Here is a 15,928-nt window from a genome sequence, read left to right on the forward strand (position 1 = left end):
GCCGACTACACTTTCGACTGCACCGGCAACACCAAGGTGATGCGCCAGGCGCTGGAAGCCAGCCATCGCGGCTGGGGCAAGTCGGTCGTCATCGGGGTGGCCGGTGCCGGCCAGGAAATCTCCACCCGCCCGTTCCAGCTGGTCACCGGCCGCAGCTGGATGGGCACCGCCTTCGGCGGCGCGCGCGGCCGCACCGACGTGCCGAAGATCGTCGACTGGTACATGGAAGGCAAGATCCAGATCGATCCGATGATCACCCATACGATGCCGCTCGAAGACATCAACAACGGCTTCGAACTCATGCATTCCGGTCAAAGCATCCGCGGCGTGGTTGTCTACTAATCCTGCCGAAGGGATGGCGCCCTAACACCGGCATTCGGTTCGAGGCAGGTGGGCAGCCCGCCACTCCTTTCTCTTCGCGAGGCATCGGCCAACTCACCGATGCCTCTCGTCCTGCGATACGGCTTCGAGCATTGCGAGGATCGAGTAGGCGGCCTTAATCCGCTCAGGGATGGGGTAATTACGGTTGGCAAGCAGTACTACGCCGATCCGGCGTGTTGGCACGAACGCGGCATAGGTCCCAAAGCCACCGGTGGAACCCGTCTTATTGAAAAACACGTCCTGGGCTGGCTTTTGTGGCGGCACCAAGGGGGCCACCGCGTGAGGCTTCATCGCCATGTCGGAGGAGTTGCCGGCGAGGAGTGTATCCAGTGCTGCTGGCCAGGCATAGAGCTCCCACCCCAGGGACTGGAACATATCGCCTGTCCGGTAATAGCCGGTCTGGGTTGCGCCGATCGCTTTCTGCAGCAAAGGTTCAAGCCCAGAGGGATCAATATTCGCCTCGACGAAGCGCAACAGGTCGGCCGCAGTCGTCTTGACCCCGTAGGCCTGTGCATCGAGTGCTCCTGGGGTAACTCGCACGGGGTTGTTCGCCTTGTTGTAGCCGAAGGCGTAGTCCCCCATTTCGGCCTCTGGGACGCGGATATAGCTGTTGGTGAGACCAAGTGCAGGAAAGAGAGTGCCCTCCATGAGCTCGGGGAAGGGCTTTTTGAGGCTCGCAGCTGCGAGGAATCCGAAGAGACCAATGCTGGGATTGGAGTAGACGCGATATGTGCCGGGTTCATAGCCAGGGCGCCATTCGCGGAAATAGCGCGTGAGCGTGCTGTTGTTAATGACCTTGTCGGGAAACTGCAGCGGCAGACCTCCCGCCGTATAGGTACCCGTTTCGAGCACGGTGACATGATCGAAGGCGCTGCCTGCCAGCTCCCGCAAATGCTCGCTCACAGCATCGGAGAAGGCAAGCGTTCCTTTGGCCTCAGCATAGGCGCCGAGCGTGGCGGTCAAGGTTTTGCTGACGGAGCCGATCTCGAACAGCGTGTCAGCGGTGACGGGCGTTGCCTTTTCCTTGTCGGCGAGACCGTAGTTGAAAATAAACCGGCGGCCATCAACAGAGACGCCCACCGCCATGCCGGCTACGTCGTTTTCGGTCATCAACGCCTTGACGGTCCGGTCGACCACGGGCCTGATCCTGCCTTCAACGACGTCTGCCTGTGCACGGCAGGCAAGAAAGGTGCCGAAAAGGGAAAGACAGGCACCGGCGCAAACCGCATATGTCCTGCTGGATATTGTACTCATAGCTCCTCGTATCCTCGCTTCAATGGGGCCGCCGCATTCCCGGAGGCGGGCTTGCGCAGTGTGAATGGCCTGCGGCTGCGGTCGCACGCAGTACCGCCAAGGCACAGGCGGCCGCCGGCAGGCGACACCGTATAGGCCGTCGTCAGCGCCCTCGGCAAACGACGAAATCTCGCCTTAGGCATAAGAAAATCTAGGTCTGCCGATGGCTGTTGAAACTCAGGTAACCCTCCGATTTCAACTGGAGCTGCCCATATCCATGTAAGCCGGTTCGAAAACGTGTCCGTCCGGATCAGCAAAGCTGCGCAGGTACATGAATCCCAGATCCTGCGGCTCGCGGACATCCGCCTGGCCGCCTGATCTCGCGGCAGCCTCCACCATGGCATCGACCTCCTCGCGGCTGTCGCGAGACAGAGCGATCAGCATAGCGCTCGTCGCGTGCGCATCGGCAATCGGCATTGTTGTGAACGTCTGATAATAGCCATGTTGCAGAAGCTGGAACGTGATCGTTTCGGACCACACCATCGAGCTTGCATTTTCATTGGAGAACTGCTCGTTCTTGACGCAGCCGATGGCCTCGTAGAAAGCCGTCGCGGTGGCCAGGTCCTTCACCGGCAGGTTCAGAAAGATCATTTTGGTCATTATATTGCTCCTCTCAGAGATGGCTTAAACAAAGGTCTGCTCGAACGTCTGGCTCGGATGGATGCAGACGATCTCCAGCCGGCCAGTGCCGACATTTTCGAAACGATGAGGAACGTTGGCCGGGCCAACAATGATGTCGCCGGCAAAGCCGCGCGTCTTATCATTGCCAACCGTGAACTCGGCCTCGCCTTTGCGAACCACCCAGGTCTCGGCATAAGGATGAACATGCAGCGCCGGGCCACGGCCCGGATCCGCGTCCACGACAAAAAGCGATACCTCGCTGCCGAAGTGGCGACCTTCGAAGCGGACAGTACGGCTCGTGCCTGGTTCGGGCTGCTGATAGCGATAAACCGAACACATCCTGATCTCCTTCAACCGTTCGCAGTTAACTTCGCAAGAAGACATATCGAAAAACTATCTTCTCGTCAAGATAAATATCTTCTCACAAAGATATCTTTGCGACTGGGGCCCCATGGTGTATGGAACAGCACGACGAAGCAAACGAGGATCATGCGGGTGGCGCCAGACAACAACCGCGGCTCGAAGGAGAACACTGTCGAAGACCATGTCGACCGGCTCCGCGCACAGTGGGCCCGCGAATTGCCGGACCTCGAAACCGAGCCGATGGCGATTCTTGGACGCGCGAAACGGCTAACAAACCTGGTGGCCCCCTCCATCGAGGAGACCTTTGCCGAGTTCGGCCTCGATCGCGGCGAGTTCGACGTCATCGCGACCCTGCGCAGATCTGGACCACCCTACCAGCTGACGCCGACGGCAATGTATACGACGCTTATGCTGTCTTCCGGCGGACTGACGCACCGCCTCGATCGGCTGGAAAAGGCTGGTCTGATTGTACGCGAAAAATCCGCCCACGACGGGCGAAGTGTTGTCGTTTGCCTGACCGCATCGGGCATCGCGCTAGCCGAAAAGGCGTTTCGCGCGGATATGGCCAGTGAACTCGTGTTCCTGGAAGGCTTGGATGTCGAAGAGCGCGCGGCCCTGGCCGCCCTGCTGCGCAAGCTTGTCATGAGTATAGAGGCAAGCCCGGGTGATGAGACAACCGCGTGATCTCGATGTCGCGCCGGCATAAGAGACTCACGCTCAGCATGGCAGCCGCCGATAAAATTAAAACCGAGGCCTTCGCGTTGGAAGTGGTTCAAGCTGTGGTGATTGCACGAGAATGTTGGTCCGGACACTGGCGGCGCTCGAGCCGATCGTCCCCGCGATCCTTCACTGGAAGCGGTCGCGCTTTTACCCTAGTCCTGTGTCCAGACCGAAAACGCCTCGGGCAGTACGTTCGACCCGCAGATCACCGTGACCACACGCTTGCCACGGTATCGCGAGGGATCTTCCAGTATCGCTGCAACGCCAAGGGCGGCCGATGGCTCGGCCACGAGACCGGCGTGCCGATGGAGCAGGCGCATGCCCGCCTTGATGCTTGCCTCCTCAACCAGCGGCACGTGATTGGCGACGGCGAGCAGGTCCTGAAGGACTGCTGCGATTGGGAACCGGCCGGCGACACCGTCGGCGATGGTATCGGCGCGGTCGGTGGTGACGACTGATCGCGCCCGCCAGGACAGGGCCATGGCGGGCGCCCCGCTCGGCTGGATGCATACAACCTCCGTTGCCGGCGACAGGCACTTGAAAACGTGGCCAACGCCGGTTGCGAGCGCACCGCCGCCGAGCGCGAGCAGGATCGTGTCGATGCGGCCGAACCCTTCGACAAGCTCCAGCCCGATGGTGCCTGCGCCTTCGCAGGTGTCGAGGTTCTCGCTGTCCTCTACAAGTAAAGCGTTGCCGCTGGCCGCGATTTCGCGAGCGCGTTCTCGCGCGTCCTCGATGTCGCCCTTGACAAGTTCGACGGCGGCTCCGAGCCGGCGAATGTGATCGATCTTCGCGGCATTGGCGCTTGTGGCCGCGACCACTGTCACGCCAATACCGCGTTCCCGCCCACTATATGCGAGCGCCTGCCCGAGATTGCCGGCGCTGGCGCAGACCGACGCCTGAGGTTCAGCGCTTCTTGCGAGGCGGGACATTGCGACCTCGGTCCCACGTCCCTTGAAGCATCGGATCGGATTTGCGGTCTCAAGTTTGATGACGAGTTCGCAGCCCAGAAGATCGCCAAGAGACGGACAGCCGAATTGGGGCGTGTCGCGAAAAATACGTGAGATTTGTTCCCTCGCCTCAAGGATGCGCCTAAGGTCGAGCCTGGTGTCTGGTTGGCTGGCTTTTCGGAATGCTGCGGGACTTTCACCGACTGGCTGCATGTGACATCCTCCGACGCTGTTGTTGCAGTTGCGCATTTGTGCGTTATAGCGCACGTTGGAAGTGTGCGCTATAACGTACAAATGCGAGGACAGTCACAAATGAAGTCCATCAGTCCCGTTGACACGGGCAAGCTTTTGAAATCGATCAGGCACGACCTTGGATGGAGCCTCGACAAGACTGCAGAGCGCACTGGAGTGAGCAAGGCGATGCTGGGCCAGATCGAGCGTGGCGAATCCACGCCGACGGTCGCGACGCTTTGGAAGATCGCGACGGGCTTGCGGGTTCCGATGACCGCCCTGCTTGAGCCGGATCGCGAAGTAGGCGATGTGTTGCTCTTGCGTGACGCCAGTCGTCTGCGGGTGCGCCCGTCGGAGGAAGGGATGCAACGCGCATTGTTGTTTCCTTATGAGATCCGGTTCGGCTTCGAACTCTATGAACTGACCTTCGCGCCCGACTTCGAGAGTATCTCAGAGCCGCATGACATCGGGGTTGTGGAGCATGTGACCGTCCTGCGCGGGGAGATCGAATTGCTGGTGGCCGAAGAGTGGAGACGGGTCGGGCAAGGGCAGTCGCTGAGGTTCCCTGCCGACCGCCGCCATGGCTACCGCAATCGGACGCAAAGTGAGACTGTTGTCATGGATTTAATCCACTATCGGTTCATTCCGCAGAATATCGCGGGGCGCAAAACGCAAGCGGGTTCTTGATCGAGGCGTTCGCACGTCGCGACCTGCATCTTCACTCAGATAGCGGGGCCAAACGCCTGTGACGTGGGCGATCCATCCCTGAATGCCCAGCTCAGGCCGAACCCCCAAGAAATCGGCTTAGACGTCTTCCCAGGGAAAGGTATCGAGCCGCTCGGCTCCCGCCGCCGTGATCAAGACCTGAGTCTCGAGCTTGATGCTTTCGGATCCGGCTTCCGCAATCAAGCTCTCCACGTTAAGGACCATGTCCTGCTCGATGGTGCCGCTGCAATTGCGGTCAAAATCCGGATGCAGCAGAACGCCTGGCCACTCGTCCGCCATACCGGTGCCGTGGAGCGCCAAGGTATAGCGGTAGGGGATATACTTTTCCGGGATACGCCAAGAACGATCGTTGAACTCCGCAAACGCAATTCCCGGTCTTAGAACTGCGAGGTTGTGGTCGATCTGATCTCTGGCTGCGGCATAAAGCTCCCGCTGTTTGTCGTTCATGGCACGATGACCGCAGGTCCAAGAGCGGGAGAGATCGGCACAGTAGCCATAAGGGCCGATCATGTCCGTATCGAAGGAAATCATCTCCCCAGCCTTGATCTCGTAGTCGGAACACTCCTGGTACCAGGGATTGGTCCTCACGCCGGCCGTCAGAAGCTTGGTCTCGAGCCACTCCCCGCCACTTCTGGCGTTCTCGAAATGCAGTTCTGCCCAGATCTCCCTTTCCGTCCGACCGGGCTCGGACTTCTCGTACATCCTCGCCATTCCGGCCTCGCAGACACGGATAGTCCACCTCATGAGCTCGATTTCGTCGGCGCTCTTGATCGATCTCGCGCGCTCTGCCAATTCCTGCCCGTCCAGAAGGTCGAACCCTCTCTCTCGCAGCTCGAAAGCCCCGGCAGGCTCGAGCTTGTCGACGGCGATGCGGGCGTTGCGGCCCTGCGACCTGATGACGTCGGCCACCTCGTCGGCCCATTCCTTCATTCGGCTCTCGATCAGATCGCCGGCGGTGAAGAAGATCCAGGACTTCGCAGGTCTGATCTCGTCGATACCGGTAAGATCACCGTTTACATGTTCTGCGCCTTCAAACTCGAACAGGATCGCCGGACCATCGGCAAGGATGAGCGCATAGCGGGACGCATTGTGCATGGTCCAGATGCTCATGTTCGATGAGTCGAACGCATATCGAATGTTAACGGGATCATAGAGCAGGAGTGCGCCGCAGTCCCATTCCTGCATCTTGGCCCGCAGTCTGCCGAGGCGATATCGGCGAGCCCTATCCAGAGTGGCAAAGGGAAGGGGACTTTTGAGCGGTCGGTCCGCTCCCTCCGGATTGAGATAGGCCTGCTTCCTCTCGTCTTTGAAAACGGTCGACCCCGCTGGGCCTCCTGGGGCGATGACGTTCTCATTCATTGGGTCGGGATCCTCTCGAACACAGTTCGTGCATAGACGGCCGCGGGTTGCCTCGAGGAGCATGTCGGCCATCCGGGGATGATCAGCGGTCGATGACCAGATCGCTCAGCGGCTTTGAACAGCAAGGCAGGAACAGACCGGCATCGACCTCCCTTTGGCGAATGCCGCCGTTATGCTTCATGTCGACTGATCCCGAGACGAGCTTAGACTTGCACGTTCCGCACACGCCATTGGCACACGATGACGGAAGCCTCAGACCAGCCTTCTTGGCACAGCCGAGAATCGTCTGTTCCGATGCAACCTCGATCGTACGAGCCTGCTTCAGGAATTGCACTTGGAAGGACTTCGCGACGACCGAAGCCTTGCCGATAGGCAGTTCGGATTCATCAATCACGGCGGCGTCGAAACTTTCCTCAATGTAGTTCGACGTCGGTACCCCCAGGTCGGCAGATATCCTCCTGGCCGCGGCCATGAACGGCGCCGGGCCGCAGCACATGACGATCCTCTCGGCTATATCCGGTACCGCCATCTTTATGTACTCGGGCGTTATTCGTCCCGTGATGCCAGGCCACGAGCGTTCACCTGTGAGATGTTCGGGAAGAAAATGGAGCCTCAGCCCCTTCATCTTCGTTGTAAGCGTGGACAGCTCGTCGCGGAAGATGAGGTCGAGCGGCGTCCTTGCAGCATGGATGAACACGACGTCTGTCGGCTCGCAGGTGTCGGCCAGATCACGGACAATCGACATCACAGGCGTGATGCCAGATCCGCCTGACAGCAGCAGCTTCTTGCCGGCTCCGGAGGGGCGGATGAAATGTCCCAGCGGACCTTGCGCCTTCACCGTCGCGCCGGATTTCAGGTTGTCGTGCAGCCAGTTGGAGACCCGTCCGTCCGGCACCCGCTTCACGGTGACCGAAAAGGCATTCGGTCTCTGCGGTGAGGAGGATATGCTGTAGCAACGGGGTTCGGCGTCTGCGCCAAGCGGGAAGTCGAAGAGAAAATACTGACCGGCCTGGAAGGCGAACCGCTTGCCCTGGGGAGACGCAAACGTGAAGCTCTTCACGTCGTGGGTCTCTTGATGCACGTCGATACAGACGAGGGTATCGTCCAGTTCCGGCTCCCAGACGTCCGTCGGCGCGTTCGAAGCGCTCGTCAAGGTCTTAATATCCATGAGCTCGCATCCGGTCGATGTACCAGGTCGCGAACTTGTCGAGATTCGTTTCGGAAAAGCGCGAGTAGGGGCCTGGCACATAGGCAGGGTCGAGGACACCCGCGTGAGATCGTGCGACAAGCTCCGCGTCCTGGTCGGTCGTCGCAACCCAAACGTTCGTCAACTTTTCGAGATCGTAGTCGACGCCTTCGACGGCATCCTTGTGAACAAGCCACTTCGTGCGCACGAGGGTCTTGCCCGCTGAAAGAGGAATGACGATGGCCACCACCGCATGGTCGCCCATGAAGTGGTTCCAGCTATTGTGTCCCCACAGATGCGTATCGCCCAGGTCCTTTCTCGTCATGGTGCCGAGGAGCTTTGACGAAGCCGCGGTTGCGTCGGGCGTCTGCGATTCACCGGCGCCCGAAATGATCAGGCGTTGCGTTCTGAAGTTGGTGGCACAGTCGACGAGCTGTTCGACGGCGGCGGAAGGATGGCCGTCGGCCTCCCAGCTCTTGGTTTTTTCTGCATACAGAGCTTCATGCTGTTCTGCCTGCTCTCGGTCTTCCGGGCTCAGGCTTTCCGGATCGAATCCGAAATCCAGATCGACGAAGGAAACGCAGAGCTCCGGATGGTTTGCAGAGCAGTGATAGCATTCGCGATTGTTTTCCATCGTCAGCTTCCAGTTGCCGTGTTCTACGACGTCAGCCTGAAAAGCCACCTTTGCGTTGCCGATATCGTAGGGCGCGAGCCGTTCCGTCATGACCTCTTCAAGGCGGTCGATGTCGGCCGGTGGATTGTCGGAGAGGCAGGCGTAAATGAGACCGCCGATCGATTTGAAATTGACTGGCCTCAGGCTCTTGCAGCTCTTGTCGAAATCGCCGCCCATGTGAGGCGCATAGGCGAGCTTGCCGTCCAGCTCGTAGGTCCACTGATGGTATGGACAGACAAGCTTGGAGACCACGCTCGATCCCGCGTTTAGGATCCGCGAGCCGCGATGACGGCATACGTTGTGGACGACGCGGATCTGATTGTCGTCGTCGCGAAGCATGATGAGGCTGCTGTTGCCAATATCGATAACATTGGCGTCTCCCGGTTCTGGTACATCGCATTCCAGACCGATGCAGATCCAGTGTTTGCGAAAGAACACGTCGACGTCGGCCTCGAAAACATCCTCGCGGCTGTAGAGCCCGGCTGGAAGCGAATGGCCGTCTGCCCTTGAGCCGAGAAGCGATGAAATCGACGAAGCGAAGGTCTGAAGCATAATTCTACCTCATGGTTGGATGGGCCATCATCCGCTTCATCTTTGCATGGTTCAACGGCACAAATCGGCCGTCATCACATAATCAGATGTAATGGCAATGCCGAAGCCTCGGCATAAAAGCTGCCTGGGCAGCATGCCGCCGAGGGCTGCAAATTGTATTTTCTACCAATATCTAATGTGTACACAAAGTACACAATATTTGACTCGCGCGCCAAGCCATGCGATCGTGGGCTGTCAGATGAAAAAAGAGGGCTGAGATAACCATGGCGAAGAGCGTCAAGAGCAATCTCTACGATGACCTGAAACGTCAGATCCTGACGATGGAGCTGGACCCCGACGCCGACCTGGACGAGGCCAGTCTCAGCGAGCGCTACGGCCTGTCGCGAACGCCGGTTCGCGATATTTTCCGCCGCCTGGCGGGCGAGGGCTACGTCGACATTCGCGAGAACAGGGGGGCGCGGGTCATCCCGATGAACCACGCGACTCTGCGGAACTTCTTTCTTGTTGCGCCGATGATCTACGCGGCGATTGGCCGCCTTGCAGTGCAGAACTTCAAGCCTTCGCAACTCTCCGACTTGAAGCAGACCCAGGAGCGCTTCCGCGCCGCCAGCGAGAACATGGACGCGCTTGCGATGGTGCTCGAGAACAACCGCTTCCACGAGATCTTCGGGGAGATGTCGGCCAACGTCTACCTGCAACCCAGCCTGGGCCGGCTCCTCATCGACCACGCACGCATCGGTCACACCTTCTTCCGACCCAGGAACGCGGACATGAAGCGGCGGCTGCAGTTGGCTGTCGAGCACCACGACAGCTTCATCGAGGCGCTTAGCATTCATGACGAAGACGCTGTGGTCGATCTTGTCTTCGAGCACTGGGAGTTGTCCCGCGAAAACATGGAAATGTTCATCGCGCCGCACGGCCTTAAGGCGGACGCCCTGATCGGTGCTCCAACCACGCAATCATTGGAGAAGTCATCGTGAAGTTTGAGGGGATCTATACGCCGGTGGTGACGCCGCTCGACCGGGATGGGCAGATAGACCGCATGGCGTTTTGCGCCGTCATCGAACGGCTCATCGATGCGGGCGTGCATGGCATCATCGTCGGCGGCTCGACGGGCGAGTACTATGCCCACAGCAGCCAGGAGCGCTTCGAACTTGCCGCCTATGCCAAGGACGTCATCGGCACCCGGCTGCCGCTCGTCATTGGAACGGGCGCAACGAGAACCGAAGACTCGGTCGAGTACGCGAAGGCGGCAAAAGAAATCGGCGCGGACGCGATCCTCGTGTCCTCGCCGCCCTACGCATTGCCGACGGAACGGGAAAATGCGGTCCACGCGCTCACGGTGGACCGCGCGGCCAACCTGCCGATCATGCTCTACAATTATCCGGCCCGCATGGGGGTGATGATGGGCGAGGAGTATTTTTCCCGGGTCGGTAAATCCAAAAATGTGGTCGCCATCAAGGAAAGTTCCGGCGACATGGGCAATCTTCATCGTCTGGCACGCAAGTATCCGCATATCGCGCTCTCTTGCGGCTGGGACGACCAGGCTCTCGAATTTTTCGCATGGGGCGCAAAGAGCTGGGTATGCGCCGGCTCCAACTTCCTTCCACGCGAGCACGTCGCACTTTACGAAGCCTGTGTGCTGGAAAAGAACTTCGACAAGGGTCGCGCGATCATGACCGCGATGCTGCCGCTTATGGATTTCCTGGAATGCGGGAAGTTCGTCCAGTCGATCAAGCATGGATGCGAGTTGATCGGCCTGAGCGCCGGGCCGGTCCGCGCACCGCTGCGTCCGCTGAATTCCGAAGAAAAGCGAACCCTTCAGACCGTCGTCGCCACGCTGAAGCGGACGGTTGCCCAGATCACGTCGGGAGCAAATCATGCATGAACCCTTGACCGCTGCCGAATACAAAGCGATCGCCGCAGGCCTTCAGTTCCCGACGAATGCATTCATTGACGGCGCCTTCCGTCCGGCGCATTCCGGCCGGACTTTCACCTCTACGAACCCTGCCACGGGCGACTTTCTTGCCGAAATCGCCGCGTGCGACGCCACTGATGTCGATGATGCCGTGATAAAGGCCAAGCAAGCCTTCGACGACGGCCGCTGGCGGTTGTGTTCGCCTGGCGAGCGCAAGGCCGTGCTCCTCAAGCTTGCCAAGCTGCTCGAGCGCAATCGTCACGAACTCGCTGTCATGGAAAGCCTGGACAGTGGCAAGCCGATCCGCGAATGCCAGACGGTCGACGTTCCCGATACCATTCATACCATTCGCTGGCATGCCGAACTGATCGACAAGCTTTACGACAACACCGCACCTGTCGTGGCAAGCGCGCTGACAATGATCGTCCGCGAACCTGTCGGCGTCGTCGGATGCGTACTTCCGTGGAACTTCCCGCTCTTGATGCTGGCCTGGAAGATCGGTCCGGCCCTTGCAGCCGGCTGCTCGGTGATCGTGAAGCCCGCGCAGGAAACGACGCTCACCACACTGCGTGTCGCCGAACTTGCCCATGAAGCAGGCATCCCTGCGGGCGTCTTCAACGTCGTGACCGGCGGCGGCAAGGAGGTCGGCGAACCGATCGGCATGCACATGGATGTCGACATGGTGGCATTTACCGGATCGACGCCTACCGGCCGCCGCTTCCTGCGCTATGCCGCCGACTCCAATCTCAAGCGTGTCGTGCTCGAATGCGGCGGCAAGAACCCCGCGGTCGTTCTCGATGACGCCGAAGACCTCGACCTTGTGGCCGAGCAGGTGGTCAACGGCGCCTTCTGGAACATGGGTGAAAACTGCTCGGCCACATCGCGGCTTATCGTCCATGCCAGGGTCAAGGACGAGCTGCTGCACCGCATCGGAGCCTACATGCGCGAATGGAAGACGGGCGACCCGCTCGATCCCGAAAACCGCATCGGCGCGCTCGTCAGCAAGAGCCATTTTGAGAAGGTGAAATCCTTTCTCGACGACGCCAAGAAGGAGAAGCTGTCAGTCGCCCACGGCGGCGACACGCATGGCGGCATCTTCATCGAGCCGACGGTGGTCGAGGGTGTTACGCCTTCCAGCCGTCTGTTCCAGGAAGAGATCTTCGGGCCGGTCCTCTCGGTCACGACCTTCAATACGCTCAGCGAAGCCATCGCTCTTGCCAATGACACCAACTACGGCCTTACGGCGTCCGTCTATACCGCAAGCCTGAGAAACGCCATCAAGCTTTCGCGGGAAATCCGTGCCGGGGTCGTCACCGTCAACTGCTTTGGCGAAGGGGACGCGACCACGCCGTTCGGCGGTTACAAGGAGTCGGGATTCGGCGGCCGCGACAAGTCGGTCTTTGCCCACGACAACTATTGCGAACTCAAGACGATCTGGATCGACGTCTCGGACCGATCTGTCGACGAGACGATCCGATGACCCGGCATGTGATCAAGCGTCTGCCGATCGACACCGGCACTTCGGGATGGGAGGCGATCAGCGAACGCGCCTTTCCCGCAACGGCGCTTGATCGAGACGCTACGGCTGACTGGCTTATCATCGGCGCGGGATTTGCCGGCCTGTCGGCGGCGCGGCGCCTCTCGCAATTGCGCCCCCAAGACAAGATTATCGTCCTGGAGGCGCGTGAACTTGCGAAGGGACCAGCCGGGAGGAACTCCGGCTTCATGATCGACGTGCCCCACAACTTGTCGGCAGGCGAGTACTCGGTGGCAGACGAGCAGGCAACCAGAAACGAGATCAGGCAGAACCGTTTGGCGATTGCTTTTGCGGCAAATGTCGCGGCCGAATACGACCTGTCCAGGGAAACGTTCGATCCGTCAGGCAAGGTCAATGCCGCGGCCTCGGAGCGCGGGCTCGGCCTCAACGACAATTACCGCAAATCTCTTGAGAAGATCGGCGAAGAGCATCGCGTTCTCGATGCCGACCAGATGCGGGAAATGACGGGCTCGCGCTATTATCGTGGAGGGCTTTACACCCCAGGGGCGGTGATGATCCAGCCCGCCGATTATATCCGTGGGCTGGCGCGCGGGCTTCGATCGAAGGCCACCATCTACGAACATTCGCCGGTGCTGGAGCTTACACGCGAAGGAAAGTCTTGGAAGGCGATTTCCAACCGCGGATCCGTCTCGGCGCCGAAGGTCATTTTAGGGGTGAACGGCCACGTCGAAAGCTTCGGCCACTTCCGTGGACGGCTGATGCATATCTTTACCTACGCGTCGATGACCGCCGCGTTCTCCCAGAACGAGTTCGCAGGCGACGTTACCGGCGCCGATCGATGGGCGCTGCTGCCGGCAGATCCCATGGGGGCGACCGTGCGCAAGATCACCACCAATGGCCGTTCGAGGATCGTCATCAGGACGAGGTTCACATACGACCCAGGTCTCAAGGTGTCGGAGAGGCGGGTTGCCGGCGTGGCTGCCGAGCAGCGCCGGTCGTTCGATGCCCGGTTCCCCACCCTGGAAAGCCTGCCGATGGAATATAGCTGGGCCGGTGCGCTGTGCCTCAGCCGGAACCATGTGCCGGCATTCGGCGAGGTGGAAGAGGGCCTTTTTTCGGCGTGTTGCGAGAATGGTCTCGGCACTGTCAAGAGCACGCTTGCGGGCATGATGGCGGCCGATCTGGCGGCTGGCGCAGTGAGCCCCGAACTCGACAAATACAAGAATCAACCGGAACCGAGCAGACTGCCTCCCGAGCCCGTCGCGTGGCTGGGCGTCAATTCGGTCATCCGCTTTCAGGAATTGCGTGCAGGCCGCGAGGGATGATCCGTCGCCGCGCAATATGAAGACTGCGCCGCCCGCAGGACTTCAATGAGAATGGGAACGAGAACTAGGAGTAAGAACAATGAAGGCTTTGTGGAAGGCGCTCTGCGCCGCTGCGATGATCGGAATGAGCATGCTTCCAGCGCATGCGGAAGAAAAGACGATCAACATGGGCACTCTGTCGTGGGAAGACCTGACGCCCATCACCGGAATAACAAAGAAGGTTCTTGAGGACGCCGGCTACACCGTGAAGGTGACCGACTTCTCCGAATGGGGCATTGCCTATGCCGCTCTTGCCAAGGGCGACATCCAGGTGCTCGCCTCTCAGACGGACTACGTCGCCCAGGACTACTGGGACAAGAACAAGAACCGTCTGGAAAAGATTTCGCCCGTCTCGCACGGTCTCTACCAGGGCGTTGCCGTTCCCAAATATGTCCCGATCGATTCGCTCGAGCAGCTCAACGAAAACGCCGACAAGTTCGGCGGCAAGATCATCGGGATCGAACCGGGCTCCGGCCTCATGCGCGACACGTCGAACGCGGTCAAGGACTACGATATCAAGCTGCAGCTTGTCGAAGGCAGCACGGCGGCGATGACGGCGGCGCTGAAATCCGCCTACGACCGCAAGGAATGGGTCGCGGTGACGATTTGGGAACCGTCGTGGATGGTCCAGAAGTATGAGGTGAAGTACCTGAAGGACCCCAAGGGCGTCTTCCCGCCGCCGCAGAGCTATTACTGGATCGGTCAGAAGGGCTTTTCGGAAGAGAACCCGCATGCACGTGAAGTGATGGCCAGCGTCTACGTTCCACTCGCCGACATCACCACCATTAATGGCGAGGTCAAGGATGGCAAGACGATGGACCAGGCTGTCCAGGACTGGATCGGCGTCCATGCCGATCTGATCAAGCGCTGGGAAAACATCAAGAAATACTAACCGCGTCGTGGCCGTCCGATCTTGTCGGGCGGCCACCCCGACGCCCAACGAGAAAAGCCAGCGCCAATTGGCTCAAAGGGGATCGCTATGAAAACCGCAAATGTCGATACCAATGAAGTCCTGATTGACTGCCAATCCCTCTGGAAGGTCTTCGGAGACAAGTCCTCCTCCGCGATGAAGTCCATCGCCGAGCGCGGTCTCGGCAAAAAACAGGTCCTGAAGGAATTCAACTGTGTCGTCGGCGTATCCGATGCGAGCATCCAGGTGCGGCGCGGTGAAATCTTCTGCGTCATGGGACTGTCGGGGAGCGGAAAGTCGACGCTCATCCGTCTCCTCAACAAGCTGATCACGCCCAGTGCGGGAAAGGTCCTGGTGAAGGGACGGGACTTGGCTGCCTTGTCACCTGTTGATCTCAGGCAGATGCGCGCCCGCAATATCGGAATGGTTTTCCAGAGTGTGGCGCTCCTGCCGCAAAGGACGGTCCTTGAGAACGCGGCCTTCGGCCTTGAGGTGCAGGGAATTGCCAAGCCCGAGCGAAACGCCACGGCGAGTGCGGCTTTGGAGAAGGTTGGCCTTGCCGACTGGGTGAACCGCTATCCCAGAGAACTTTCCGGCGGCATGCAGCAACGCGTCGGTCTTGCCCGCGCGCTTGCGGCCGACCCCGAAATCATCCTCATGGACGAGCCGTTCAGCGCGCTCGATCCCCTTATCCGGCGCCAGCTTCAGGATGAGTTCAGACAACTCACCAAAGCCCTGGGCAAGTCCGCGGTCTTTATCACTCATGATCTGGACGAGGCGATCCGTATCGGCGATCGCATCGCCATCATGAAGGATGGTGTGATCATCCAGACCGGCACGGCCGAGGAGATCATTCTCAATCCCGCAGATGTTTACGTCGCCGAATTCGTTGCCGGCATATCCCGCCTTCATCTGATCAAGGCACATTCTGTCATGCGCAGTGTCACCGATTTTCAGCGAAGCGAGCCGAATTCCGACATTTCGTCTCTGGCGCGCACCACGCCCGATGCCGACATCGACGAACTCATCACGTTGACGATGCAGTCGGAGCGCGATGCCATCGCCGTCGTAGACAACGATCAGGTCGTCGGCGTCGTCACGCCACGCAGCCTTCTGATGGGCGTCAAGGGTACGTCCACAAACGATCTCGCGGCGGCATGACCCCTAACTTGGAGCTCAGTGA

16 protein-coding genes are annotated in these 15,928 nt (G+C 59.7%); 9 read left to right on the plus strand and 7 right to left on the minus strand.

Annotated features, from left to right (window positions below; translation table 11 throughout):
- A partial coding sequence (locus BLP23_RS24575) for a zinc-binding dehydrogenase (protein ID WP_139187105.1) occupies positions 1-342 on the plus strand: 342 nt, incomplete at its 5' end.
- A gap of 93 nt (positions 343-435) precedes the next feature.
- Here the strand turns inward: BLP23_RS24575 and ampC are convergent.
- The 3 genes from ampC to BLP23_RS24590 form a co-directional block, all read right to left on the minus strand.
- Positions 436-1,635, minus strand: a complete 1,200-nt coding sequence (gene ampC / locus BLP23_RS24580) for a class C beta-lactamase (RefSeq protein ID WP_092587365.1) — start codon at positions 1,633-1,635, stop codon at positions 436-438.
- 234 nt (positions 1,636-1,869) lie between these two features.
- Positions 1,870-2,274 (minus strand): VOC family protein, encoded by a 405-nt coding sequence (locus BLP23_RS24585; protein WP_167363968.1) that lies wholly within the window; start codon positions 2,272-2,274, stop codon positions 1,870-1,872.
- Between the two features lie 24 nt (positions 2,275-2,298).
- Complete coding sequence (locus tag BLP23_RS24590; protein ID WP_092587366.1) at positions 2,299-2,634, minus strand: cupin domain-containing protein; 336 nt, start codon at positions 2,632-2,634, stop codon at positions 2,299-2,301.
- Between the two features lie 156 nt (positions 2,635-2,790).
- Between BLP23_RS24590 and BLP23_RS24595 the strand changes: the two genes are divergently transcribed.
- Positions 2,791-3,342, plus strand: coding sequence for a MarR family winged helix-turn-helix transcriptional regulator (locus BLP23_RS24595; RefSeq protein ID WP_233426800.1), 552 nt, complete (start codon positions 2,791-2,793; stop codon positions 3,340-3,342).
- A gap of 188 nt (positions 3,343-3,530) precedes the next feature.
- On the opposite strand, the gene BLP23_RS24600 is transcribed toward BLP23_RS24595, so the two are convergent.
- Complete coding sequence (locus BLP23_RS24600; RefSeq protein ID WP_092587368.1) at positions 3,531-4,541, minus strand: threonine ammonia-lyase; 1,011 nt, start codon at positions 4,539-4,541, stop codon at positions 3,531-3,533.
- Here BLP23_RS24600 and BLP23_RS24605 point away from each other — a divergent pair.
- The gene (locus BLP23_RS24605) at positions 4,494-5,246 is read left to right on the plus strand and encodes a helix-turn-helix domain-containing protein (protein ID WP_233426801.1); all 753 of its coding nucleotides are present in this window, start codon (positions 4,494-4,496) and stop codon (positions 5,244-5,246) included. The genes BLP23_RS24600 and BLP23_RS24605 overlap by 48 nt on opposite strands.
- A 117-nt stretch (positions 5,247-5,363) precedes the next feature.
- On the opposite strand, the gene BLP23_RS24610 is transcribed toward BLP23_RS24605, so the two are convergent.
- The 3 genes from BLP23_RS24610 to BLP23_RS24620 all read right to left on the minus strand — a co-directional run bounded on the left by BLP23_RS24610 (position 5,364) and on the right by BLP23_RS24620 (position 9,055).
- On the minus strand, positions 5,364-6,644 hold the full coding sequence (locus BLP23_RS24610; RefSeq protein ID WP_092587370.1) for a M24 family metallopeptidase: 1,281 nt from the start codon (positions 6,642-6,644) through the stop codon (positions 5,364-5,366).
- Between the two features lie 82 nt (positions 6,645-6,726).
- Entirely contained in the window at positions 6,727-7,812 is a 1,086-nt protein-coding gene (locus BLP23_RS24615) for an FAD-binding oxidoreductase (RefSeq protein WP_092587371.1), read from the minus strand.
- The gene (locus BLP23_RS24620; RefSeq protein ID WP_092587372.1) at positions 7,802-9,055 is read right to left on the minus strand and encodes an aromatic ring-hydroxylating oxygenase subunit alpha; all 1,254 of its coding nucleotides are present in this window, start codon (positions 9,053-9,055) and stop codon (positions 7,802-7,804) included. The genes BLP23_RS24615 and BLP23_RS24620 overlap by 11 nt, the downstream gene beginning before the upstream one ends.
- Before the next feature lie 263 nt (positions 9,056-9,318).
- Between BLP23_RS24620 and BLP23_RS24625 the strand changes: the two genes are divergently transcribed.
- The 6 genes from BLP23_RS24625 (at position 9,319) to BLP23_RS24650 (ending at position 15,906) form a co-directional block, all read left to right on the plus strand.
- Positions 9,319-10,035 carry a GntR family transcriptional regulator gene (locus tag BLP23_RS24625; protein WP_092587373.1) on the plus strand — a complete coding sequence of 239 codons (717 nt, stop codon included), beginning with the start codon at positions 9,319-9,321 and terminating at the stop codon, positions 10,033-10,035.
- Positions 10,032-10,943: a dihydrodipicolinate synthase family protein gene (locus BLP23_RS24630; protein WP_092587374.1), complete on the plus strand. Its 912-nt coding sequence runs from the start codon at positions 10,032-10,034 to the stop codon at positions 10,941-10,943. The genes BLP23_RS24625 and BLP23_RS24630 overlap by 4 nt, the downstream gene beginning before the upstream one ends.
- A complete protein-coding gene (locus BLP23_RS24635) occupies positions 10,936-12,453 on the plus strand; it encodes an aldehyde dehydrogenase (protein ID WP_092587375.1) in 1,518 nt (505 codons plus the stop codon). The genes BLP23_RS24630 and BLP23_RS24635 overlap by 8 nt, the downstream gene beginning before the upstream one ends.
- Positions 12,450-13,796 carry an NAD(P)/FAD-dependent oxidoreductase gene (locus tag BLP23_RS24640; protein ID WP_092587376.1) on the plus strand — a complete coding sequence of 449 codons (1,347 nt, stop codon included), beginning with the start codon at positions 12,450-12,452 and terminating at the stop codon, positions 13,794-13,796. The genes BLP23_RS24635 and BLP23_RS24640 overlap by 4 nt, the downstream gene beginning before the upstream one ends.
- Positions 13,797-13,875: 79 nt before the next feature.
- The gene (locus BLP23_RS24645; RefSeq protein WP_092587377.1) at positions 13,876-14,727 is read left to right on the plus strand and encodes a glycine betaine ABC transporter substrate-binding protein; all 852 of its coding nucleotides are present in this window, start codon (positions 13,876-13,878) and stop codon (positions 14,725-14,727) included.
- An 87-nt stretch (positions 14,728-14,814) separates the two neighbouring features.
- Complete coding sequence (locus tag BLP23_RS24650; RefSeq protein ID WP_092587378.1) at positions 14,815-15,906, plus strand: quaternary amine ABC transporter ATP-binding protein; 1,092 nt, start codon at positions 14,815-14,817, stop codon at positions 15,904-15,906.
- Positions 15,907-15,928: the final 22 nt, after the last annotated feature.

Origin of the sequence: Rhizobium mongolense subsp. loessense, assembly GCF_900099775.1 — a bacterium.
In the GTDB taxonomy this organism is placed as follows: Bacteria; Pseudomonadota; Alphaproteobacteria; order Rhizobiales; family Rhizobiaceae; genus Rhizobium; species Rhizobium loessense.